Genomic DNA, 21,877 nt, shown 5'->3' with positions numbered 1-21,877 from the left:
AGTGCGGTATTCGGGGAACCTTCTGGTCCCCTGCCGCGTTTCTGCTACGTGCACAGTGACATCGCGGTGACAGGGTGTGGCGACAGGCGGGGTGCGGCTACGATGACCGGCACGAGGATGGGCGGCGCAACGGAGTCGTCCCACGGGGCGGCGCCCGGTGTACTGCCGGGGCGAGGAGGGCGGGCCATGGTGCAGAAGGCCAAGATCCTCCTGGTCGATGACCGGCCGGAGAATCTGCTGGCGCTGGAGGCGATCCTCTCTGCGCTCGATCAGACGCTGGTGCGGGCATCGTCCGGGGAGGAAGCGCTCAAAGCACTGCTCACGGACGATTTCGCGGTCATTCTGCTGGACGTCCAGATGCCAGGAATGGACGGTTTCGAAACCGCCGCGCACATCAAGCGGCGCGAGCGGACCCGGGACATCCCGATCATCTTCCTCACCGCGATCAACCACGGCCCGCACCACACCTTCCGGGGCTACGCGGCCGGAGCGGTGGACTACATCTCCAAGCCGTTCGACCCGTGGGTGCTGCGCGCGAAGGTCTCCGTGTTCGTCGAGCTGTACATGAAGAACTGCCAGCTGCGCGAGCAGGCGGCGTTGCTGCGGCTCCAGTTGGAGGGCGGCGGGAAGGGCGCGGTCGGCGGCAAGGAGTCCGCCGGGCTGCTCGCCGAGCTGTCGGCGCGCCTCGCGGCCGTCGAGGAACAGGCCGAGGCGCTCTCCAAGCAGCTCGACGACGATTCCGCGGACGCGGCCGCGGTGGCCACGGCGGCTCATCTGGAGCGCAAGCTCACGGGGTTGCGGCGGGCACTGGACGCGCTGGAGCCGGGCACCGGCGGGACGCCCTCGGTGCCGTCGCAGAACTGACGGCGAGCCGCGCCGAGTTGCCCGCCCGGAGTTCCCGACGCGTTCACGAAGCCGACGTGTCGGCGGGCTTGCACACGTCACCCGCTCATGAGCCCGCGTCAATTGCGTGTCCGCGCACGGCGACACGAACGGGTGAAGCAGTAGGCGCACGTGTCCACTGTCGTCTCCACCGGTAACCTCACACCTATGGCCTCACGTCCCTCCGCAGCCAAGAAGCAGCCCGCCAAGAAGGCTGCCGCTTCCGCGAAGGCTCCGGCGAAGAAGGCCGCCGCGAAAAAGGCCCCCGCGAAGAAGGCGCCCGCCAAGAAGGCTCCGGCGAAGAAGGCCGCGCCCAAGCCGGCGCCGAGCCCGACCGGGGGCATCTACCGGCTCGTCCGCGCGATCTGGCTCGGCCTGGCGCACGCCGTCGGCGCCGTCTTCCGCGGCATAGGGCAGGGCGCCAAGAACCTCGACCCGGCCCACCGCAAGGACGGCGTCGCGCTGCTGCTGCTCGCCCTCGCGCTGATCGTCGCCGCGGGCACCTGGTCCAACCTGCGCGGCCCCGTCGGCGACCTCGTCGAGGTACTCGTCACCGGCGCCTTCGGCCGGCTGGACCTGCTCGTGCCGATCCTGCTCGCGGTGATCGCCGTGCGCTTCATCCGGTACCCCGAGCAGCCCGAGGCCAACGGCCGGATCCTCATCGGCCTGTCCGCGCTGCTCATCGGTGTGCTCGGCCAGGTCCACATCGCCTGCGGCTCGCCTGCCCGCAGCGCCGGCATGCAGGCCATCCGGGACGCCGGCGGCCTCATCGGCTGGGGCGCGGCGACCCCGCTGACGTATGCCCTCGGCGAGATGCTCGCCGTAGCGCTGCTGGTGCTGCTCACGATCTTCGGGCTGCTGGTCGTCACGGCCACCCCCGTCAACGCCATCCCGCAGCGGCTGCGGCTGCTCGGCACGAAGCTCGGCCTCGTCCGCGACTCCGAGGAGTACGAGGACGAGCTCACCGACGACGACGAGCGCTACGACCAGCAGTGGCGCGAGGCGCTGCCCGCACGGCCCCGCAGGCGCGGGCAGGCCCCACAGGACTACGACCCCGACAGCGCCGAACAGGAGGCCCTGTCCCGGCGTCGCGGCCGCCCCAGGCGCTCGTCCGTGCCGCAGCCCGAGCGGGAGCGGCAGAAGGACGCCGTGGACGTCGCCGCGGCCGCCGCCGCCGCGCTCGACGGCGCCGTCCTGCACGGCATGCCGCCCTCGCCGATCGTCGCCGACCTCACCCAGGGCGTCAGCGTGGGCGACCGCGCCGAGACCACCCCGACTCCGACGCCGGTGCCGGCCGCGCGCGCCAAGCAGGAGAAGCTCGGGACCGAGGTCCCCGACCTCACCAAGTCGCCGCCCGCACAGCCGCGCGACCTGCCGCCGCGCGCCGAGCAGCTCCAGCTGTCCGGCGACATCACCTACGCCCTGCCGTCCCTCGACCTCCTCACGCGCGGGGGCCCCGGCAAGGCGCGCAGCGCCGCCAACGACGCCGTGGTGGCCTCGCTGACGAACGTCTTCACCGAGTTCAAGGTCGACGCCGCGGTCACCGGCTTCACGCGCGGGCCGACGGTGACGCGCTATGAGGTCGAGCTCGGGCCCGCCGTGAAGGTCGAGCGGATCACCGCGCTCACCAAGAACATCGCGTACGCGGTCGCCAGCCCCGACGTGCGCATCATCAGCCCCATCCCCGGCAAGTCGGCGGTCGGCATCGAGATCCCGAACACCGACCGGGAGATGGTCAACCTCGGCGACGTGCTGCGGCTGGCCGAGTCCGCCGAGGACGACGACCCGATGCTGGTGGCGTTCGGCAAGGACGTCGAGGGCGGGTACGTCATGCACTCGCTGGCGAAGATGCCGCACATGCTGGTCGCCGGAGCCACCGGTTCCGGTAAGTCGTCGTGCATCAACTGCCTGATCACCTCGGTCATGATGCGGGCGACCCCGGAGGACGTCCGGATGATCCTGGTCGACCCCAAGCGCGTCGAGCTGACCGCCTACGAGGGCGTCCCGCACCTGATCACGCCGATCATCACCAACCCGAAGCGGGCCGCCGAGGCGCTCCAGTGGGTCGTACGGGAAATGGACCTCCGCTACGACGACCTGGCGGCGTACGGCTACCGGCACATCGACGACTTCAACCGTGCCGTGCGCGAGGGCAAGGTCAAGCCGCCCGAGGGCAGCGAGCGGGAGCTGCAGCCGTACCCCTATCTGCTGGTGATCGTCGACGAGCTCGCCGACCTGATGATGGTGGCGCCGCGGGACGTCGAGGACGCGATCGTGCGCATCACGCAGCTCGCACGCGCGGCCGGTATCCATCTGGTGCTCGCCACGCAGCGGCCGTCGGTGGACGTCGTCACCGGTCTGATCAAGGCGAACGTGCCCTCGCGGCTGGCGTTCGCCACGTCGTCGCTGGCGGACTCGCGGGTGATCCTCGACCAGCCCGGCGCCGAGAAACTGATCGGCAAGGGTGACGGCCTGTTCCTGCCGATGGGCGCGAACAAACCGACGCGTATGCAGGGCGCGTTCGTGACCGAGGAGGAGATCGCGGCCGTCGTCCAGCACTGCAAGGACCAGATGGCGCCGGTCTTCCGGGACGACGTCACCGTCGGCAGCAAGCAGAAGAAGGAGATCGACGAGGACATCGGCGACGACCTGGACCTGCTGTGCCAGGCGGCCGAACTGGTCGTCTCCACGCAGTTCGGGTCGACCTCCATGCTCCAGCGCAAGTTGCGCGTCGGCTTCGCCAAGGCCGGACGGCTGATGGACCTGATGGAGTCGCGGAACATCGTCGGACCGAGCGAAGGGTCCAAGGCGCGCGACGTTCTGGTGAAACCCGATGAGCTGGATGGCGTGCTCGCCGTCATCCGTGGGGAGTCTGAAGGGTAGGCAAGCGGGTACGATCGTCGGCTCGCCGCGCGCGGTTGTTCGATCGTGACTCACCCGTAAGGGATCATTGAGCAACCGTTTCCCCGCCACGAACGTCAAGTTGAGCGAAGCGACAAACACCCGCCTCACCATTCGTCAAGCAACACGCCCGGCGACGGGACGTCCGACCATTCCGATGGCGTACAAAGTCCCTCCGCCGGGTTGCCTCACCCTTTTGCACCCCCCCTAGACTGAACCTCCAGCACAGGTGGCTACACGCTCGAAAGGCGCCCCCGTGTCCATCGGCAACTCCCCTGAAGACGAGCGTCCGTTCGAAGACGTTTCCGAGGAAGCCCGCCCCTCCATCGGCCGTTCCCTGCAGCAGGCGCGGATTGCCGCCGGGCTGACCGTCGATGACGTCAGTACCGCCACCCGGGTCCGCATCGCCATCGTGCACGCCATCGAGGCGGACGACTTCGCGCCCTGCGGCGGCGACGTCTACGCGCGCGGGCACATCAGGACCCTGGCCAAGTACGTCCACCTGGATCCGGCCCCGCTCCTCGCGCAGTACGACGCCGAGCGCGGCGGGCGTCCGGCGCCGACGCCGGCGGCGCCGCTGTTCGAAGCCGAGCGCATTCGTCCGGAGCGGCGGGGGCCCAACTGGACCGCGGCCATGGTCGCCGCGATCGTCGCCGTGATCGGCTTCGTCGGCTTCACCCTGTTCAGGGGCGGCTCCGAGGACGGCTCGAAGTCGGCGGTCGCCGAGGGAGCCAAGCCCTCGGCCGGCAAGACCGCCTCGCCGTCCGCCGACGCGCCCGAGCCCACCGACCCCAAGCCCGACCCCACCGAGAGCGCCATCGCGGCCGCGCCCCGCGACAAGGTCACCGTCCAGGTCAGCGCCGTCGACGGCCGCAGCTGGATCTCCGCCAAGGACCACAACGGCCGGCTCCTGTTCGACGGGCTCCTCAAGCAGGGCCAGTCCAAGACCTTCCAGGACAGCTCCAAGATCAACCTCGTGCTGGGTGACGCGGGGGCCATCCAGCTGTACGTCAACGGCAAGAAGATCGAGGACGACTTCCAGCCCGGTGCCGTGGAGCGGCTGACGTACACGAAGGGCGATCCGCAGGTCGGGTAAGCGGCCTTTCGAGGGGCGTGGTGCCTGCGGGGTCGCCAAGATCGCAGGGCCTCCCCGGCGGATCGGGCCGGCGCCAAGTCACGGTGCCTTGTATCCGGGCCGAGCGGGGGCGATGGGAGTGCCCCCGCGCGAGCGGGTTCGAGCGTGGGGGAGCGTGCAGCCGCAACCCCGCGACCATGGCATGGTCCGCCGGGGAGGCTCTGGCCCCGTCGACGTGGGGTGTCAGTGGGACGAAGTACTCTTGAGCCCATGCCTGAACGCCGTACCGTCGCACTCGTCACCCTTGGCTGCGCCCGTAACGAGGTGGACTCGGAGGAGCTCGCAGGCCGCTTGGAGGCGGACGGCTGGGAGCTCGTCGATGAAGCCGGGGACGCCGACGTCGCCGTCGTGAACACGTGCGGCTTCGTCGACGCCGCCAAGAAGGACTCCGTCGACGCCCTCCTGGAGGCCAATGACCTCAAGGGGCACGGGAGAACCCAGGCCGTCGTGGCGGTGGGCTGCATGGCCGAGCGGTACGGCAAGGAACTCGCCGAGGCCCTCCCCGAGGCCGACGGCGTGCTCGGCTTCGACGACTACGCGGACATCTCCGACCGGCTGCAGACCATCCTGAGCGGCGGCATCCACGCCGCGCACACCCCCCGTGACCGGCGCAAGCTGCTGCCGATCAGCCCCGCCGAGCGGCAGTCGGTGTCCGATGTGGCACTGCCGGGCCACGGTGCGCCCACGGACCTGCCGGAGGGCGTCGCCCCGGCCTCCGGTCCCCGTGCGCCCCTGCGCCGCCGCCTCGACGGCGCCCCGGTCGCCTCGGTGAAGCTGGCCTCCGGCTGCGACCGGCGCTGCTCCTTCTGCGCGATCCCGTCGTTCCGCGGCTCCTTCATCTCACGCCGCCCGAGCGATGTGCTGAACGAGACACGGTGGCTGGCCGAGCAGGGCGTCAAGGAGATCATGCTGGTCTCCGAGAACAACACCTCCTACGGCAAGGACCTGGGCGACATCCGACTGCTGGAGTCGCTGCTGCCGGAGCTGGCGGAGGTCGACGGCATCGAGCGGGTGCGGGTGAGCTACCTCCAGCCCGCCGAGATGCGGCCCGGCCTGATCGACGTCCTGACCTCGACGCCGAAGGTCGCGCCCTACTTCGACCTGTCCTTCCAGCACTCCGCGCCCGACGTGCTGCGCGCGATGCGGCGCTTCGGTGACACCGACCGGTTCCTGGAGCTGCTCGACACCATCCGGAGCAAGGCACCCGAGGCGGGCGTGCGGTCCAACTTCATCGTGGGCTTCCCCGGGGAGACCGAGGCCGACCTGGCCGAGCTGGAGCGGTTCCTGAACGGGGCGCGGCTGGACGCGATCGGCGTCTTCGGCTACTCCGACGAGGAGGGCACGGAAGCGGCGACGTACGACAACAAGCTCGACGAGGACGTCGTCGCCGAGCGGCTCGCCCACATCTCGCAGCTCGCGGAGGAACTCGTCTCGCAGCGGGCCGATGAGCGCGTCGGGGAAACCGTGCGCGTGCTGGTGGAATCGGTGGGCGGCGAGGAGGGTACCCACGGCCGTGCGGCGCACCAGGCGCCGGAGACGGACGGGCAGGTGCTGCTCACCGGCGTCGCGGGCGGCGAGGCGCTCAGCGTCGGTCGTATGGTCGAGGCGAAGGTGCTCGGTACGGAAGGCGTCGACCTGCTGGCCGAGCCGCTGGCCGCGTTCGTGAGCGCCGGTGGCGAGGGCCGGGCCGGCAGCGAGGAGGCGGGCAGATGACCGGAGTACCGGCGTCCGCCGCGGGTGGCTCCGCCCAGGCCAACGGCGCCGCCGCGGCCTCGAAAGGGGCCTCCTCGAACTCCAAGCGGGCTTCCCTGAAGAAGGGTTCATCCCAGGGCACGGGTGTGTCCGACGGCGCGGGTGCCGTGGGCGTGGGCGGGTCCGACGCGGGTGTCACTGGGGCGGGGGCCACTGGTACGGGTGTTACTGGGGCGGGCACCACTGGCGCGGGTGTCTCCGGGGCGGGCACCGATGGCGTGCAGATGGGGGCGAAAGCGGCGCGCGGCGGGAAGATCGCCGCCGCGGCGGTGGACCAGGCCAGCGTCTGGAACATCGCGAACCTCCTGACCATGCTCCGGCTGGTCCTCGTCCCCGGCTTCGTCGCGCTGATGCTGGCCGACGGCGGATACGACCCCGCGTGGCGTTCGCTCGCCTGGGCGGCCTTCGCCATCGCCATGATCACTGACCTGTTCGACGGGCATCTGGCGCGCACGTACAACCTCGTCACCGACTTCGGGAAGATCGCCGACCCCATCGCCGACAAGGCGATCATGAGTGCGGCGCTGATCTGTCTGTCGGCGCTGGGCGATCTGCCGTGGTGGGTGACCGGGGTGATCCTCGGGCGGGAACTCGGCATCACACTGCTGCGTTTTCTGGTCATTCGCTACGGCGTCATTCCCGCCAGCCGTGGCGGAAAGCTGAAGACCCTCACCCAGGGCGTGGCCGTCGGGATGTACGTGCTGGCGCTCACCGGATGGCTGGCCACCCTGCGGTTCTGGGTGATGGCCGCGGCGGTCGTGCTGACCGTGGCGACCGGACTCGACTATGTGAGACAGGCCATTGTGCTGCGCAGGCGGGGAATCGCCGAGCGCAAGGCCGCGTTGGAGGAGACGGAAGAGTGAGTTCCCCGGCCACCGAGGTGGTGCGACTACTCACGGTGAGGGGCGAGACCGTCGCCGTTGCCGAGTCGCTGACGGGTGGCCTGGTCGCGGCGGAGCTGACCGCGGTTCCCGGGGCGTCCAAGGCCTTCCGTGGGTCCGTGACGGCGTACGCGACCGAGCTCAAGCACGAACTGCTCGGCGTCGACGCCACCCTGCTGGCGCAGCGGGGAGCGGTGGATCCGCAGGTCGCCGCCCAGATGGCGGCCGGCGTGCGGAAGGCGCTGGGCGCTGATTGGGGCATCGCGACGACGGGTGTCGCCGGGCCGGAACCTCAGGACGGACAGCCCGTGGGAACGGTTTTCGTGGCCCTGGACGGGCCGTTCGGACCGGCTTCCGGTTCTGCCGGTGGCGGAAAAGTGGAAGCCTTGAGGTTGAACGGCCAGCGGGCGGAAATTCGTATGGAGAGTGTACGGAGCGTACTCGCATTGCTTCTGAGAGAGCTTGCGAGCGAACAGACTGGGAATGAGCGGGCACAGGATACGGAACGGAACGGGGGGTTTTGATGTTTGCAGCCCTGAGTGAACACGACATCGCTCCCCGCACGGCCGCAGCACGAGGCGGTACGGTGGGGCGTGAAGGATGCGGCTACGCGGTCCGAGGAGGGAGCCACCGATGATTCTGCTCCGTCGCCTGCTGGGTGACGTGCTGCGTCGGCAGCGCCAGCGCCAGGGCCGTACTCTGCGCGAAGTCTCCTCGTCCGCCCGAGTCTCACTCGGCTACCTCTCCGAGGTGGAGCGGGGGCAGAAGGAGGCTTCCTCCGAGCTGCTCTCCGCCATCTGCGACGCGCTGGACGTACGGATGTCCGAGCTCATGCGGGAAGTGAGCGACGAGCTCGCCCTCGCCGAGCTGGCCCAGTCTGCAGCGGCCACCCCCAGTGAGCCTGTGCCCACGCCGGTTCGTCCGATGCTGGGTTCCGTGTCGGTGGCCGGTGTGCCACCGGAACGGGTGACCATCAAGGCGCCCTCCGAGGCGGTGGATGTGGTCGCCGCGTGAGCCGAGTCTCGCGGTCTCGCGTGTGAGGCACGTGCTGCGTCGCGTTCCGAGTCACGTGCGAGCAAGCGTCTGAGGAAACGTGTGAGGCCCCGGCCGGGGCTTCTCCGGGGAGTCCCGGGGGAGTGTGGTCGGGGTTTTCGCGTTTCCAGGGTCTCCGTTCGGGCTCGTTTCGGTTCCGTCTTGGATGCGTTTGCCGGTCCCGGGGGGCGCGGTCATGGTGGAGGGACGTGACGGGCGAGCCAACGGAGGTGCGATGTACGTCGTGAAGAGCCCGCTGTCCGACGCCGATCTGAAGACGGTCGCCGAGGCGTTGCAGGGTGCCCTCGTCGATCTGATCGACCTCTCCCTGGTGGCCAAGCAGATCCACTGGAACGTGGTCGGGCCCCGCTTCCGCACCGTGCACCTTCAGCTCGACGAGGTCGTGACCAGCGCACGCGGGCACTCGGACACGGTCGCCGAGCGGGCGTCGGCGCTGGGCGTCCCGCCCGACGGGCGCGCCTCGACGGTGGCTGTCGGCAGCGGTATCGCGGCGACGGCCGGCGGCTGGATCAGGGACGCGGAGGCGGTCGAGGCGCTCGTGGACGCGCTGGAGGCGGTGATCCGGCGGATGCGTGACCGGGTGGCGGCGACTGCGTCGGCGGATCCGGTCTCGCAGGACATTCTGATCGGGATCACGGGGGATCTGGAGAAGCATCGCTGGATGTTTCAGGCTGAGAACGGCTGAGGTGGTGGGGCGGATTGGGGCGGCACCTGGGGTTTCTGGGTGGGGAGGTTCCGTCTGGGGCGATGGTGCGGCGGTGGGGCGGTGCGGCCGGTCGACTGGTGTTTGGGGGCGAGGGTGCCGGTGGTGGGGTCGGGTGCCTGGTGTCTCGGGGCGAGTGTGACGTCGGTGGGTCCGGGTGCCTTGGTGTTTCGGGGCGAGGGTGCCGGTGGTGGCCCCGGCGACTGGGTGTCTGGGTGGTCAGGCTGCCGCCCCCGTGGTCGCGGGGGGCTGGGGTCTGCCCGGTCAGGTTGCCGTCCGTGGATATGGGTGCCTGGGTGACGAGGGTGCGGGCGGTTGACCTGGGTGCTTGGGTGGGGATGTCGGCCTCGGTGGACCTGAGGTGCTCGGGTGGCGAGGTTGGGTTCGATCGGCCCGGGGTGTCCGGGGCGCGGGGTTGCCGCCGGTTGACCCGCGTACCCCGGTTTCCGTCGGTGTCGGTTGAGTGTGCGCCCCTGTGCCGATGGTGCGCCCTCCCGTGGCGGGAGGGCCCGCGACTAGCGTCGTCCCGGACGTGCGGACGGGCTTTCTGGCGTCGAGCTGGAGGTGACGGCCATGGCGGGGCGGATAGTGCGCTGGGGGGCCGTACTGGGGCTCGGCGCGGTGTGGTGGTGGGCCGTGCTGCGGCTGGCGACGGCGCCTGATGCGGGGGCGCTGGAGGGGGTGGTCGCAGCCGGGGGGTGGGGGCTGAGCCTGTTGCCGGTGCACTGTGTGCCCAGGGGGCGTGCGGCGGGCTCGCTCGGGAAGGCGGCGTGGCGGGCGGCCTGGGGGACCGCTACCACGGCATCGCCACGCCCCCGTTCGGACGGAGGATCTGGCCCGTCGTGAAGGCCGACGCCTCCGAGGCCAGGTACAGGACGGTGTGGGCGACGTCCTCCGGTTCGCCGACGCGGCCCAGCGGGGACATCCGCGCCATCAGCGCCTCCGTGTGCGCCTGGGCCGCACTGTCGTGGCGGTCGGTCATGGGCGTGCGGATCCAGCCCGGCGCGACCGCGTTCACACGGATGCCGTACCGGCCCACCTCGGTCGCCAGCGTCTTCGTCAGCTGTACGACGGCCGCCTTGGCCGCGCCGTAGCACAGCAGGCCGGGGCCGCCGGTGTCGACGGCGCCGGACGCCATGGTGATGATGCTGCCCTTCACGTCGTGGGCGAGCATCAGGCGGGCGGCCTCCTGGCAGGCGTAGAGGACGCCCTTGAAGTTGACGCTCAGTACGCGGTCGAGGTCCTCGTCGCGGGTGTCCAGGACCGGGCTGCTGTGCATGATGCCGGCGATCGCGGCCAGCACGTCCAGGTGTTCGCAGGACTCGACGGCTTCCCTGACCTGGGCATGGTCGGTGACGTCGAGGTGGTGGGTGCGGGCGGTGCCGCCCTGACTTTTGATGAGCGTGGCCGTCTCGTGCAGGCCGTGGGCGTCGCGGTCCGCGCAGTGCACGGTGGCGCCTGCCTGGGCGAGCAGGATCGCCGAGGCGCGGCCGATGCCGTTGGCGGCGCCGGTGACGAAGGCGGTGCGTCCGGTGAGGTCGTATGCCTGTACGGCCATGTGGGGACCGTACGGTGGTTTCTGACGGGTCGTCAATTGGTTGGCGGGGTTGGGTTGCGCCGGGGTGTACGGCTGGGGGTTCCGCCGGTGCGTGGGGTGCCGGGCGTCGGGGACGGGCCGGTCTGGCAGTGCGGGCACCAGTAGGTGGGGCGCTCGCGGGAGCCGTCGCCCTGGTCGGCGACGCGAATCGAGGTGTGGCAGCGCAGGCAGGGGCGGGGTGCGCGGCCGTACACGAACAGGTCCTGGCCGCGGCGGCCCGTCGTACTGCGGACCGGGCGGTCGCGGTTGGCCTCCAGGAGCTTCTTCGCCAGGGCCGGGAGCTTGGCCGCGCGGTCGGCGGGGAGGGCGCCGATCGGGAGCCAGGGCGTGGCGCCGAGCAGGAAGCAGAGTTCGCTTTTGTAGACGTTGCCGATACCGGCGAGATTGCGCTGGTCCAGGAGAGCCTCGCCGAGGGGGCGGGCGGGGTCGCCGAGCAGGTTGGCCAGGGCCTGGTCGGGGTCCCAGTCCGGGCCCAGGAGGTCGGGGCCGAGGTGGCCGACGACTCGGTCCTCGTCGGTGGTGCGGAGGAGGTCGAGTACGGGGAGGCGGTAGCCGACCGCGGTGTGGTCGGGGTTGCCGAGGATGACGCGGATCTGGTGCGCGGGGCCGCCGGTCCAGCGTGCGCCGGTCGCGTACACCTTCCAGGAGCCGTCCATCTTGAGGTGCGAGTGGAGGGTCAGGCCGCCTTCGATGCGGGTGAGGATGTGCTTGCCGCGCGGGGTGACGTCGAGGATGGTGCGGCCGGTGAGGTCGGCCGTCGCGTACTTCGGGACGCGGAGGTCGGAGCGGGTCAGGACCTTGCCGGCGAGGGCGGTGTGCAGGCGCCTCGCGGATTGCCAGACCGTGTCTCCTTCGGGCATGGGTTCAGGGTGGCATGTTCTGGGGGCGGATTCTCTGGGGTGGCTTCTGGGCGGTTTCTGGGGTCTCGGGTGGGCGGGGTCAGGGGCGAAGCAGGGGTCCCTGGGGTCTCGGACGGGGCAGGGGCAGGGGTCTCTGGGGTCTCGGGCGGGGCAATGGCTGGGGTCTCTGGGGTCCCGGGCGGACGGGGGGCTGGGGTCTCTTGGGGCGCTCCGGTCGTGGGTTGTGGGCCTACGCCCGTAGGCGCAGGCCTCTGGGCGTGGCGATGAAGCCTGCCGTCTCCAGCAGGGTGCCTATGGGAGACGTCAGGGCGGGGGTGCCGTTGATGCGTTCCACGGTGACCGTGCCCAGGGAGCCTGCGCGGGCGGCTGTGGCGAGCGCTTCGGCGGCGACGCCCAGGCGTGGGTCGTCGGTGGGGGTGGCGTCCGGGGTGGCGGGCCAGGCCAGCAGGGTTTTGCCGCCGCGTTCCATGTAGAGGGTCGGTTCGCCGTCGACCAGGACGACCAGGGAGCCCGCCTTGCGGCCCGGCTTGTGGCCGGCGCCGGTCGGGGGTTCGGGCCAGGGCAGGGCGGCGCCGTACGCGTTGGCCGGGTCGGCTGCGGCGAGGACGACGGCACGGGAGGCGGGGGTGGCGCGGTTGCGGCGGGCGGGTGCGCCGGTGTCGTACGGGGTGCGGCCGCCGTTCTGCCAGGTGGGTGTCTGGGGGGTGGGTGCGTAGTCCTTCGGGGACACGTACTCGCCCGGTGCGGGGTGGGCGAGCGCGGCGTCGCCGTCGGGGTCGTTGTACGCCTCGTCGTCTTGGTAGGCGTGGTCGTCGAAGGGGCCGAGGGCGTCGGCGGGGGTGAAGTAGCCGTCGGGTGCGGCTGTGGTGCTGTCTCCGAAGGTGTCGCTTTCGGTGGGAGAGCCGGTGCCGTTGCCGAAGGTGCCGTTTCCGGCGGGAGCGTTGGCGCCGAATCCGAAGGTCGGGTCCGGCAGGCCGTCGCCGCGGTCGCGGGCGTTGGCCACGGCTCGGAGGCGGTCGACGGCGCCGTCCATCGCGAACTGAGCGGCGCCGAGGCCCTCCACCACGTAGCCGCGCCGGGCCTGTCCGCTCTCCTCGAAGGCGGACAGGATGCGGTACGTCGCCGAGAACCCGCCCTCGACGCCTTCCGCGGCGACCGCTCCCCGGGTCACCACGCCGTGTCGGTCGAGGAGGGTGCGGGCCAGGGCGTGGGCGCGGACGGTGGGGTCGGGTTCGTGGGCCGGGAGCAGGGACCAGCGGCCGGCGACGGTGGGCGGGCCGCTGCGGGACGCCGTGCGGGCGGCGGCGGTCAGCGAGCCGTAGCGGCCGCGCGGGATCGTTCGCTTGGCGCGGTGGGCTGTCGAGCCTGCGGTGCGGCCCGAGCCGAGCAGGGAGCGCAGCGGGGCGAGGGTGTCGTTGGTCAGCCGGCCGGACCAGGCCAGGTCCCAGATGGCGTCGGCCAGTTGGGGGTCGGTGACCTCGGCGTGCGTGGTGGCGCGGACCTGGTCGGCGATCTGGCGGAAGAACAGTCCGTAGCCCCCGGAGAGGACGTCCAGGACGGACTCGTGGAGGGCCGTCAGTTCCAGGGGGTGCGGGGGCGGCAGCAGCAGGGGCGCCGCGTCCGCCATGTACAGGGACACCCAGCCGTCCTTGCCGGGGAGTGCGCCCGCTCCGGCCCACACCACCTCGCCGGCGGCCGTCAGCTCGTCGAGCATCGCCGGGGTGTAGTTGGTGACGCGGGACGGCAGGACGAGCTTCTCCAGGGCGGAGGCAGGCACGGAGGCGCCCTGCAACTGCTCGATGGCGCGCACCAGTCCGTCGATGCCGCGCAGCGCGTGGCCCCGGCCGATGTGCTGCCACTGCGGGAGGAACTGGGCCAGCGCGGCCGGCGGAACCGGCTCCAGCTCGTGCCGCAGGGCGGCCAGGGAACGTCGGCGCAGCCGGCGCAGGACCGCCGCGTCGCACCACTCCTGGCCGATGCCTGCCGGATGGAACTCGCCCTGTACGACCCTCCCCGACGCCGCGAGCCGCTGCAGGGCGCCCTCGGTGACCGCCACGCCCAGGCCGAAGCGGGCGGCGGCCGTGGCTGAGGTGAAGGGGCCGTGGGTACGGGCGTAGCGCGCGAGGAGGTCGCCCAGCGGGTCCTTCACCGGTTCCATGAAGGCTTCCGGGACGCCGACCGGCAGGGCCGTGCCCAGCGCGTCGCGCAAGCGGCCCGCGTCCTCGATCGCCGCCCAGTGGTCGGCGCCGGCGATACGGACCTTGATCGCACGCCGGTGGCCGGCCAGCTCCTGCGCCCACTGCGGCTCGGCGCCTCGCTCGGCCAACTCGGCGCCCGTGAGCGGGCCGAGGAGCCGCAGCAGGTCGGCGACGCCCTCGGCGTCCTTGACGCGGCGGTCCTCGGTGAGCCACTGGAGCTCCCGCTCCAGCTCGGTGAGCACCTCCGCGTCGAGCAGCTCGCGCAGCTCCGCCTGGCCGAGCAATTCGGCGAGCAGGCGCGAGTCCAGCGACAGGGCGGCGGCGCGGCGCTCGGCGAGCGGCGAGTCCCCCTCGTACAGGAACTGGGCTACGTACCCGAAGAGAAGGGAGCGTGCGAAGGGGGACGGCTCGGGGGTGGTGACCTCGACCAGGCGGACCTTGCGGGACTCCAGGTCTCCCATCAGCTCGACGAGGCCGGGGACGTCGAAGACGTCCTGGAGGCATTCGCGGACCGCCTCCAGGACGATCGGGAACGAGCCGAACTCGCCAGCGACTTGGAGTAGTTGGGAGGCGCGCTGGCGCTGCTGCCACAGGGGGGTGCGCTTGCCCGGGTTGCGGCGGGGCAGCAATAGCGCGCGGGCGGCGCATTCGCGGAAGCGGGACGCGAACAGGGCGGAGCCGCCGACCTGGTCGGTGACGATCTGGTCGACCTCGCCCTTGTCGAAGACGACGTCCGCGGCGCCGATGGGAGCCTGCTCGGCGTCGTACTCCGTGCCCAGCTTCATCGGCTCCTGGTCCAGCAGGTCCAGGCCCAGGAGGTCGGCGTCGGGCAGGCGCAGCACGATGCCGTCGTCGGCGTGCATGACCTGGGCGTCCATGCCGTACCGCTCGGAGAGGCGGGCGCCGAGCGAGAGTGCCCACGGGGCGTGCACCTGGGCGCCGAAGGGGGAGTGGACGACGACGCGCCAGTCGCCGAGTTCGTCGCGGAAGCGTTCGACGACGATGGTGCGGTCGTCGGGGATGTGGCCGCAGGCCTCGCGTTGTTCGTCGAGGTAGGACAGCACGTTGTCGGCGGCCCAGGCGTCGAGGCCCGCGGCGAGCAGGCGGAGGCGGGCGTCCTCCTTGCCGAGGGAGCCGACCTCGCGCAGGAACGCGCCCACCGCGCGCCCCAGTTCGAGCGGGCGGCCGAGCTGGTCGCCCTTCCAGAAGGGGAGGCGGCCCGGGACGCCCGGAGCGGGGGAGACCAGGACCCGGTCACGGGTGATGTCCTCGATGCGCCAGGAACTGGTGCCGAGTGTGAAGACGTCCCCGACGCGGGACTCGTAGACCATCTCCTCGTCCAGCTCGCCGACCCGGCCGCCGCCCTTCTTGGGGTCGGCGCCGGCCAGGAAGACGCCGAAGAGGCCGCGGTCGGGGATCGTGCCGCCGGAGGTGACGGCGAGGCGCTGCGCGCCGGGGCGGCCGGTGACCGTGCCCGTGACGCGGTCCCACACCACGCGCGGGCGCAGCTCCGCGAACGCGTCCGACGGATAGCGTCCGGCGAGCATGTCGAGGACCGCGGTGAACGCCGACTCGGGGAGCGAGGCGAAGGGGGCGGCGCGGCGGACCATGGCGAGCAGGTCGTCGACCTGCCACGTGTCCATCGCCGTCATCGCGACGAGCTGCTGGGCCAGAACGTCGAGGGGGTTGGCGGGGACTTTCAGGGACTCGATCGCGCCCGTGCGCATCCGCTCGGTGACCACGGCTGCCTGGACCAGGTCGCCACGGTACTTCGGGAAGACGACGCCGGTGGAGACAGCGCCGACCTGGTGGCCCGCGCGGCCGACGCGCTGGAGGCCGGAGGCGACGGAGGGCGGGGATTCGACCTGGACGACGAGGTCGACCGCTCCCATGTCGATGCCGAGTTCGAGGCTGGAGGTGGCGACCACCGCGGGGAGGCGGCCGGCTTTGAGATCTTCTTCGACGAGGGCGCGCTGCTCCTTTGAGACCGAGCCGTGGTGGGCGCGGGCGATGACGGGCGGGGCGCCCTGGGCGGCGCCGGAGCCGCCCATCAGTTCGGCCGGGGCGTGGTGTTCGTCCAGGGTCTCGCCGGTCGCTTGTTCGTACGCGATCTCGTTGAGGCGGTTGCAGAGGCGCTCCGCGAGGCGGCGGGAGTTGGCGAAGACGATGGTGGAGCGGTGGGACTGGACGAGGTCGGCGATGCGCTCCTCCACGTGCGGCCAGATGGACGGGCGGTCCCCGCCCTCGGGGCCGCCGTCGGTGGCCGGGGAGCCGCCCAGTTCGCCCATGTCCTCGACCGGGACCACGACCGAGAGGTCGAACTCCTTGCCGGACTTCGGCTGGACGATCTCCACCTTGCGGCGGGGGGAGAGGAAGCGGGCGACCTCGTCGACCGGGCGGACGGTCGCGGAGAGGCCGATGCGGCGGGCCGGCTTCGGCAGGAGTTCGTCCAGGCGTTCGAGGGAGAGGGCCAGGTGGGCGCCGCGCTTGGTGCCGGCGACGGCGTGCACCTCGTCGAGGATGACGGTCTCCACGCCGGTCAGGGCCTCGCGGGTGGCCGACGTGAGCATCAGGAACAGGGACTCGGGGGTGGTGATCAGGATGTCCGGGGGGCGGGTGGACAGGGCCCGGCGCTCTGTGGCCGGGGTGTCGCCGGAGCGGATGCCCACCTTGACGTCCGGCTCGGGCAGGCCCAGGCGGACGGACTCGTGCCGGATGCCGGTGAGGGGGCTGCGGAGGTTGCGTTCCACGTCTACGGCGAGGGCCTTGAGGGGCGAGACGTAGAGGACTCGGCAGCGCTTCTTGGGGTCGGCGGGGTGGGGGGTGGAGGTGAGCTGGTCGAGGGCGGCGAGGAAGGCGGCCAGGGTCTTGCCCGAGCCGGTGGGGGCGACGACCAGGACGTCCGAGCCCTCGCGGATGGCCTGCCACGCGCCCGCCTGGGCTGCGGTGGGCGCGGAGAAGGCCCCCGTGAACCAGCCGCGGGTCGCGGGGGAGAAGCCGTCCAGGGCTCGGTGTGTGGAGCTCGCCATGGGTCCATCCTGCACCTCGGCACTGACAATGGGGCTGACCTGCGGGTTCGGGTGTGCTGGGGTGCTGGGGCGCTGGGGTGCTGGGTTGGGGCTGCGGTGGGTGGTGCGGGTGCCTGCGGCGGCCTGTGCGGGCGGGTGCCTGGTTGCTGTAGCGCCTACGGTGCGGGGTGTGGTCGGGGCCGCGCCGGGGGGTGTCCGTCCTCGGAACGGCGCGACTCGGTCTCTTACCAACTCACCCGTGTTGACGCGCCAACCGCTGCGGGCGGACACCCCCCGACACGGCCCCTTCCCGCCGTGGGCGGCTGCCCCGCCGTGGGGCCGTCCGCCCCATCCCTTCGGCGATCGCGGAGAATGAGGTCATGGGGTCGGGTGAGCGCGCGCGGCATTGGCAGTACGCAGAGCTGCCCGGTGTGGATCTGCTGCGGGCCCGGTATGTGCGGAAGACGTTTGTGCGGCACACGCACGAGAACTTTGTGATCGCTGCCATCGCAGACGGGGTTGAGGTTTTCCATCACGGCGGGGGCGATCAGTATGCGGGGGCCGGGGCCTTGGCGCTGGTCAATCCCGATACTCCGCATACCGGGCGGGCCGGGGTGCCGGAGGGGTGGCGGTATGGGGCCGTTTATCCCTCGCCGGATGTGGTGGCGGAGATCGCTGCCGAGACGACGGTCATTCGTGGGACGCCCGGGTTTGTGCAGCCCGTTTTCGAAGATCCGTACGCCGTTGGATTGGTGCATCGCGTGCTGCGTGCTGCGGATGAAGGGAACGCCCTGGCCGCTGACACGTTGCTGCGCGTCGCCGTGACGCGGTTGCTGCGGTTGAACGGTGGGGCGCTGCCGCGGCGTGAGGTGCGGACGGCGGGGGCTCGGGTTGCCGCACGGGCGCGCGAGGTGCTGGAGGCGCGGATGGCCGAGCCGCCGAGTCTGGAGAGGCTCGCGGGGGAGCTGGGGACCAGCCCGTTTGCGTTGCTGCGTGCTTTTCGGGAGTCGTATGGGATGCCGCCCCATGCCTGGCTGACCGATGCCCGGGTGCGGCGGGCGCGGCGGCTGCTCGATGCGGGGACGGCGCCCGCGGAGGCCGCCACGCTGGTGGGGTTCACCGACCAGCCGCATCTGAACCGGCATTTCAGCCGGATCGTGGGGGTGCCGCCGGGGGCGTACCAGCGGGAGCGCAAGAACGTACAAGACGTGGCCCGACGGCTGCGCCTACCGTCCGACGCGTGGCAGAACAGACAGCTCTCGCAGACATACGGGCCGATGGAAGGCCGGATGCCGCCGTCGTACGGGATGCCCTCGGCGTCGGAGTCGCCGTAGGACTGTCGGGGTTCGCCTTCGGGGTGACCTCGGCGGGCAGTGGGCTCGGCTTGTGGCAGACGTGTGCGCTCAGTTTGTTGGTGTTCACCGGGGCGTCCCAGTTCGCGCTGGTGGGTGCGCTCGCCGCGGGCGGGAATCCTTTCACGGCGGCCGCGGGTGCCCTGTTCCTCGGCGTGCGCAACGCCTTCTACGGGCTGCGGCTGTCGCAGTTGCTTGCCCTCCCGCGCGCGGTGCGTCCGTTCGCCGCGCAGTGGGTGATCGACGAGACGGCCGCGGTCGCGTTGGCGCAGCCCACGCGGCGCAGTGCCCGGATCGGGTTCGTGGTGACCGGGCTCAGTCTGTACGTGCTGTGGAATCTGACCACGCTGCTCGGGGCGCTGGGGGCGGAGGCCATCGGCGATACGGCTGCTTGGGGGCTTGATGCGGCCGGACCGGCGGTCTTTCTGGCGTTGCTGGCGCCGATGCTGCGGAGTGCGACCGAGCGGGCTGTCGCCGGGCTCGCGGTGATTCTGGGGCTGGGATTGTTGCCGGTGTTGCCTGCCGGTCTGCCGGTACTGGTGGCCGCCCTCGCGGCGCCGGTCGTGCTGTGGGCGCGCGGGCGTCGCGAGGGACGGGAGGAGGATCGTTGAACGTTTGGATCGCGATCGGTGTCACCGCTGTCGGCTGCTACGCCGTCAAGCTCGCCGGACTGCTGGTGCCCGCTGGTGTGCTGGAGCGGCCCCTCGTCAAGCGGCTGGCCGCGCTGCTGCCTGTAGCACTGCTCGCCGCCCTCACGGCCCAGCAGACGTTCGCCGACGGGCGGGCGCTGGTGCTGGACGCGCGGGCCGCCGGGGTGGCCGCGGCCGCCGTGGCGCTGTTTCTGCGTGCTCCCTTTCTGCTGGTCGTCGCGGCGGCCGTGGTGGTGACGGCGGGGGTGCGGGCGATGGCCGGGTGAGGTGCGGGCTCAGCCGATGGGGCGGCCGTGGGACCTGAGGGTGCGCAGGGCCTCGATCGTCACCAGGGGGCGTGCCTCAAGGGCGGGGGCCGGCGCCCACTGGCGCCAGCGGATCGGCCAGCCGCCGTCCTCCTGTTGCTCGCTCGCCAGGAAGTCCAGGGAGCGTGTCATCTCGTCGTCGGTGAACCACGCGCGCGCGAGGGAGTGCGGCGTCCGGGCGTAGTCGTGCGGGAAGTGGTGCTCGCCGGGAGCGTAACCGGAGGCCACGGGGTAGGCGTCCAGGCGGTCGGGGTCGAGGGCGGCGAGGCGGTGTTCTCGGACCAGGCGGCCCAGGCGGTCGGCGGCCGCCTCCGCGCGCGGGCGGTCGGGTGCCGAGTCCAGGAAGGCCACGGCCGCCTGGATCTCGTAGGGATGGGACTTCTCCAGGGACTCCACCGCCTGCCAGCAGAAGTCCGTGGCCCGGAACAGCCAGGCGTGCCAGACCTCGTTGCGGTGCAGGACGCCCACCACCGGACCGGTGGCGAGGAGTTCGCTGGGCGGGTCGTCGACGATCGGTACAAAGGGCGCGGTCGGATAACCGCGTTGGCTGGGATGGACCGCCGGCAGCGCGCCGTCCGGCGTGGAGACGGACGTCAGATAGCGGCACATGCGCTCCACGCGCTGGCCGCCGCAGCGCCCGATGGAGTCCAGGACGCGCAGGGCGTGCGCGGTGTGCAGCGGCTGGCTGACCGGACCGCGCAGATCGGGCTCCAGGGCGTGGCCGTATCCGCCGTCCTGGTTGCGATAGGCGTCCAGTGCCGTCTCCACCGGGTCGGCGTTGCCGTGGAGGAAGTGGTACGCGAAGAGGCGCTGCTCCAGCACGCGCGCGGTGAGCCAGACGAACTGCTCGGCGCGGAACAGTGGGGAGTGCGCCGGGGGCGTCGGGGGGAGTGGTGAAGCTCCTGTTTCGGCCATGGCTCAGACCGTAGGACGGAAAGCGGTCTCGGCATGCGCTCCCGGCTCGGGCCCACTCTCAGGGGCGGGATACTGGTGTCATGAGGTTGACGGTCTTCTGGGAGCGGATGGCGGAGCACTTCGGTTCGGGATACGCCGACACCTTCGCGCGCGATCACGTGATGTCGGAGCTCGGCGAACGCACCGTGTACCAGGCGCTCGACGCCGGCTGGGAGGCCAAGGACGTGTGGCGTGTGGTCTGTACGGTCATGAACGTGCCACAGGAAAAGCGCTGAGCTGCCACGAAGATCGCAGGACGTCACCCGATTGTCGGTGCCGTGGGTGAGACTTGCACCGTGGCAGACGAGACCGGGCAGGCAGCCCCGCACTCAACCCCCTCCGGCACCACGCCGCCCGCCCGGCCTCCCGCCGGCGGTGCCGTCGCGCCCGGCGGGCGCATGCCGCGTTGGCTGCCGCGTGCCATGGTGCTGGCGCTCGCCCTGGTCGCCGCGTTTCAGCTGGGCAGTTGGGCCTTCCACCAGCTCACCGGCCTGCTGATCAACATCCTGATCGCCTTCTTCCTGGCCCTCGCCATCGAGCCCGCCGTGAGCTGGATGGCCTCGCGCGGAATGCGCCGGGGGCTGGGCACCGGCCTGGTCTTTCTCTCCGTGATGATCGCCTCCGCGGGTTTCGTCACGCTGCTCGGCTCGATGCTCGCGGGGCAGATCATCACGATGGTCGAGGGGTTCCCTGACTACCTCGACTCCGTCATCAACTGGATCAACGCGCACTTCAAGACCGAGCTGAGGCGCGTGGACGTCCAGGAGGGCCTGCTGCGCTCCGACTGGCTGCGCAACTACGTGCAGAACAGCGCCACCGGCGTCCTGGACGTGTCCGCGCAGGTCCTCGGGGGCCTGTTCCAGCTGCTGACGATCACGTTGTTCGCGTTCTATTTCGCCGCCGACGGCCCGAGGCTGCGCCGCGCGCTCTGCTCCGTGCTGCCGCCCGCCCGGCAGGCCGAGGTGCTGCGCGCGTGGGAGATCGCCGTCAACAAGACCGGCGGCTATCTGTACTCGCGCGGTCTGATGGCGCTCGTCTCGGGTGTGGCGCACTACATATTGCTGGAGTTCCTGGGCGTGCCGTACGCGCCCGTGCTGGCGGTCTGGGTGGGGCTTGTGTCGCAGTTCATCCCCACCATCGGCACCTATCTGGCCGGTGCCCTGCCCATGCTGATCGCCTTCACGGTCGATCCCTGGTACGCGCTGTGGGTGCTGATCTTCGTCGTGATCTACCAGCAGTTCGAGAACTACGTGCTGCAGCCCAAGCTGACCGCCAAGACCGTCGACATCCACCCCGCGGTCGCCTTCGGGTCGGTCATCGCGGGCACCGCGCTCCTCGGCGCGGTCGGCGCGTTGATCGCCATCCCGGCGGTCGCCACGCTCCAGGCGTTCCTCGCGGCGTATGTGAAGCGGTACGACGTCACGGACGATCCCCGGGTGCAGGGGCACCGGAGGCGAGCACCGGGGACGGGGCTCGTTACGCGCGCACAGCGGGTGTGGGGGCGGCTGCGGGCGGGGGAGTCGGGGGAGTCGAGTGAGTCGGGGGAAGACTTGGTGGGGCAGCCCGGGGAATCGGGGGGAGGGTTCGCAGAGGAGCGTGCGTAAGGGGCTTGCTCGCAGGAGTCAGCTCGGGAACTATGTGAAGCC

At 71.4% G+C, this 21,877-nt stretch carries 18 protein-coding genes; 14 read left to right on the top strand and 4 right to left on the bottom strand.

The genetic code is table 11. The annotated features are described in order from the left end of the window. The first annotated feature begins 186 nt into the window (after positions 1 to 186). The 9 genes from HJD23_RS10225 (at position 187) to HJD23_RS43685 (ending at position 10,153) form a co-directional block, all read left to right on the top strand. Entirely contained in the window at positions 187 to 864 is a 678-nt protein-coding gene (locus tag HJD23_RS10225) for a response regulator (protein ID WP_171112873.1), read from the top strand. Between the two features lie 186 nt (positions 865 to 1,050). Then, positions 1,051 to 3,765, top strand: coding sequence for a DNA translocase FtsK (locus HJD23_RS10220; protein ID WP_171112874.1), 2,715 nt, complete (start codon positions 1,051 to 1,053; stop codon positions 3,763 to 3,765). A 274-nt stretch (positions 3,766 to 4,039) separates the two neighbouring features. Then, positions 4,040 to 4,879: a helix-turn-helix domain-containing protein gene (locus HJD23_RS10215; protein WP_171112876.1), complete on the top strand. Its 840-nt coding sequence runs from the start codon at positions 4,040 to 4,042 to the stop codon at positions 4,877 to 4,879. A 249-nt stretch (positions 4,880 to 5,128) separates the two neighbouring features. Continuing rightward, positions 5,129 to 6,631 carry a 30S ribosomal protein S12 methylthiotransferase RimO gene (gene rimO / locus HJD23_RS10210; protein WP_171112878.1) on the top strand — a complete coding sequence of 501 codons (1,503 nt, stop codon included), beginning with the start codon at positions 5,129 to 5,131 and terminating at the stop codon, positions 6,629 to 6,631. Beyond that, positions 6,628 to 7,533 carry a CDP-diacylglycerol--glycerol-3-phosphate 3-phosphatidyltransferase gene (gene pgsA, locus HJD23_RS10205; RefSeq protein ID WP_171112880.1) on the top strand — a complete coding sequence of 302 codons (906 nt, stop codon included), beginning with the start codon at positions 6,628 to 6,630 and terminating at the stop codon, positions 7,531 to 7,533. The genes rimO and pgsA overlap by 4 nt, the downstream gene beginning before the upstream one ends. After that, positions 7,530 to 8,075: a CinA family protein gene (locus HJD23_RS10200; protein WP_171112882.1), complete on the top strand. Its 546-nt coding sequence runs from the start codon at positions 7,530 to 7,532 to the stop codon at positions 8,073 to 8,075. The genes pgsA and HJD23_RS10200 overlap by 4 nt, the downstream gene beginning before the upstream one ends. Positions 8,076 to 8,184: 109 nt before the next feature. Further along, positions 8,185 to 8,565, top strand: coding sequence for a helix-turn-helix transcriptional regulator (locus HJD23_RS10195; RefSeq protein WP_141315452.1), 381 nt, complete (start codon positions 8,185 to 8,187; stop codon positions 8,563 to 8,565). 253 nt (positions 8,566 to 8,818) lie between these two features. Continuing rightward, entirely contained in the window at positions 8,819 to 9,289 is a 471-nt protein-coding gene (locus HJD23_RS10190; RefSeq protein ID WP_171112883.1) for a DNA starvation/stationary phase protection protein, read from the top strand. 591 nt (positions 9,290 to 9,880) lie between these two features. After that, positions 9,881 to 10,153: a hypothetical protein gene (locus HJD23_RS43685; RefSeq protein WP_232107794.1), complete on the top strand. Its 273-nt coding sequence runs from the start codon at positions 9,881 to 9,883 to the stop codon at positions 10,151 to 10,153. Here the strand turns inward: HJD23_RS43685 and HJD23_RS10185 are convergent. The 3 genes from HJD23_RS10185 to HJD23_RS10175 form a co-directional block, all read right to left on the bottom strand. Further along, a complete protein-coding gene (locus HJD23_RS10185) occupies positions 10,101 to 10,865 on the bottom strand; it encodes an SDR family NAD(P)-dependent oxidoreductase (RefSeq protein ID WP_171112886.1) in 765 nt (254 codons plus the stop codon). The genes HJD23_RS43685 and HJD23_RS10185 overlap by 53 nt on opposite strands. A gap of 32 nt (positions 10,866 to 10,897) precedes the next feature. Further along, a complete protein-coding gene (locus tag HJD23_RS10180) occupies positions 10,898 to 11,764 on the bottom strand; it encodes an Fpg/Nei family DNA glycosylase (RefSeq protein WP_171112888.1) in 867 nt (288 codons plus the stop codon). 229 nt (positions 11,765 to 11,993) lie between these two features. Then, on the bottom strand, positions 11,994 to 16,991 hold the full coding sequence (locus HJD23_RS10175; protein WP_171112890.1) for an ATP-dependent helicase: 4,998 nt from the start codon (positions 16,989 to 16,991) through the stop codon (positions 11,994 to 11,996). A 359-nt stretch (positions 16,992 to 17,350) separates the two neighbouring features. Between HJD23_RS10175 and HJD23_RS10170 the strand changes: the two genes are divergently transcribed. Genes HJD23_RS10170 through HJD23_RS10160 form a run of 3 tightly spaced genes read left to right on the top strand, consistent with a single transcriptional unit; the run spans position 17,351 to position 19,238 of the window. Further along, positions 17,351 to 18,304, top strand: coding sequence for an AraC family transcriptional regulator (locus HJD23_RS10170; protein ID WP_171112892.1), 954 nt, complete (start codon positions 17,351 to 17,353; stop codon positions 18,302 to 18,304). Continuing rightward, positions 18,211 to 18,933 carry an AzlC family ABC transporter permease gene (locus tag HJD23_RS10165; protein ID WP_171112894.1) on the top strand — a complete coding sequence of 241 codons (723 nt, stop codon included), beginning with the start codon at positions 18,211 to 18,213 and terminating at the stop codon, positions 18,931 to 18,933. The genes HJD23_RS10170 and HJD23_RS10165 overlap by 94 nt, the downstream gene beginning before the upstream one ends. Continuing rightward, positions 18,930 to 19,238, top strand: coding sequence for an AzlD domain-containing protein (locus tag HJD23_RS10160; protein WP_171112896.1), 309 nt, complete (start codon positions 18,930 to 18,932; stop codon positions 19,236 to 19,238). The genes HJD23_RS10165 and HJD23_RS10160 overlap by 4 nt, the downstream gene beginning before the upstream one ends. Positions 19,239 to 19,247: 9 nt before the next feature. On the opposite strand, the gene HJD23_RS10155 is transcribed toward HJD23_RS10160, so the two are convergent. Continuing rightward, positions 19,248 to 20,192 carry a hypothetical protein gene (locus HJD23_RS10155; protein WP_171134009.1) on the bottom strand — a complete coding sequence of 315 codons (945 nt, stop codon included), beginning with the start codon at positions 20,190 to 20,192 and terminating at the stop codon, positions 19,248 to 19,250. Positions 20,193 to 20,272: 80 nt separating this feature from the next. Here HJD23_RS10155 and HJD23_RS10150 point away from each other — a divergent pair, with 80 nt between their 5' ends. Together HJD23_RS10150 and HJD23_RS10145 are read left to right on the top strand one after the other, a co-directional pair. Continuing rightward, positions 20,273 to 20,467: a DUF3046 domain-containing protein gene (locus HJD23_RS10150; protein ID WP_171112900.1), complete on the top strand. Its 195-nt coding sequence runs from the start codon at positions 20,273 to 20,275 to the stop codon at positions 20,465 to 20,467. A gap of 162 nt (positions 20,468 to 20,629) precedes the next feature. After that, positions 20,630 to 21,835 carry an AI-2E family transporter gene (locus HJD23_RS10145; RefSeq protein WP_277347802.1) on the top strand — a complete coding sequence of 402 codons (1,206 nt, stop codon included), beginning with the start codon at positions 20,630 to 20,632 and terminating at the stop codon, positions 21,833 to 21,835. Positions 21,836 to 21,877: the final 42 nt, after the last annotated feature.

Origin of the sequence: Streptomyces sp. Z423-1 (assembly GCF_013009255.1) — a bacterium.
GTDB classification, from domain to species: Bacteria; Actinomycetota; Actinomycetes; order Streptomycetales; family Streptomycetaceae; genus Streptomyces; species Streptomyces gossypiisoli.
This window is presented reverse-complemented; position numbering and strand designations above follow the sequence as displayed.

Coding starts and splice junctions, on each gene's coding strand:
- HJD23_RS10225 (WP_171112873.1), top strand. CDS start 187: ATGGTGCAGAAGGCCAAGATCCTCCTGGTCGATGACCGGCCGGAGAAT.
- HJD23_RS10220 (WP_171112874.1), top strand. CDS start 1,051: ATGGCCTCACGTCCCTCCGCAGCCAAGAAGCAGCCCGCCAAGAAGGCT.
- rimO (WP_171112878.1), top strand. CDS start 5,129: ATGCCTGAACGCCGTACCGTCGCACTCGTCACCCTTGGCTGCGCCCGT.
- pgsA (WP_171112880.1), top strand. CDS start 6,628: ATGACCGGAGTACCGGCGTCCGCCGCGGGTGGCTCCGCCCAGGCCAAC.
- HJD23_RS10195 (WP_141315452.1), top strand. CDS start 8,185: ATGATTCTGCTCCGTCGCCTGCTGGGTGACGTGCTGCGTCGGCAGCGC.
- HJD23_RS10190 (WP_171112883.1), top strand. CDS start 8,819: ATGTACGTCGTGAAGAGCCCGCTGTCCGACGCCGATCTGAAGACGGTC.
- HJD23_RS43685 (WP_232107794.1), top strand. CDS start 9,881: ATGGCGGGGCGGATAGTGCGCTGGGGGGCCGTACTGGGGCTCGGCGCG.
- HJD23_RS10185 (WP_171112886.1), bottom strand. CDS start 10,865: ATGGCCGTACAGGCATACGACCTCACCGGACGCACCGCCTTCGTCACC.
- HJD23_RS10180 (WP_171112888.1), bottom strand. CDS start 11,764: ATGCCCGAAGGAGACACGGTCTGGCAATCCGCGAGGCGCCTGCACACC.
- HJD23_RS10175 (WP_171112890.1), bottom strand. CDS start 16,991: ATGGCGAGCTCCACACACCGAGCCCTGGACGGCTTCTCCCCCGCGACC.
- HJD23_RS10170 (WP_171112892.1), top strand. CDS start 17,351: ATGGGGTCGGGTGAGCGCGCGCGGCATTGGCAGTACGCAGAGCTGCCC.
- HJD23_RS10155 (WP_171134009.1), bottom strand. CDS start 20,192: ATGGCCGAAACAGGAGCTTCACCACTCCCCCCGACGCCCCCGGCGCAC.
- HJD23_RS10150 (WP_171112900.1), top strand. CDS start 20,273: ATGAGGTTGACGGTCTTCTGGGAGCGGATGGCGGAGCACTTCGGTTCG.
- HJD23_RS10145 (WP_277347802.1), top strand. CDS start 20,630: ATGCCGCGTTGGCTGCCGCGTGCCATGGTGCTGGCGCTCGCCCTGGTC.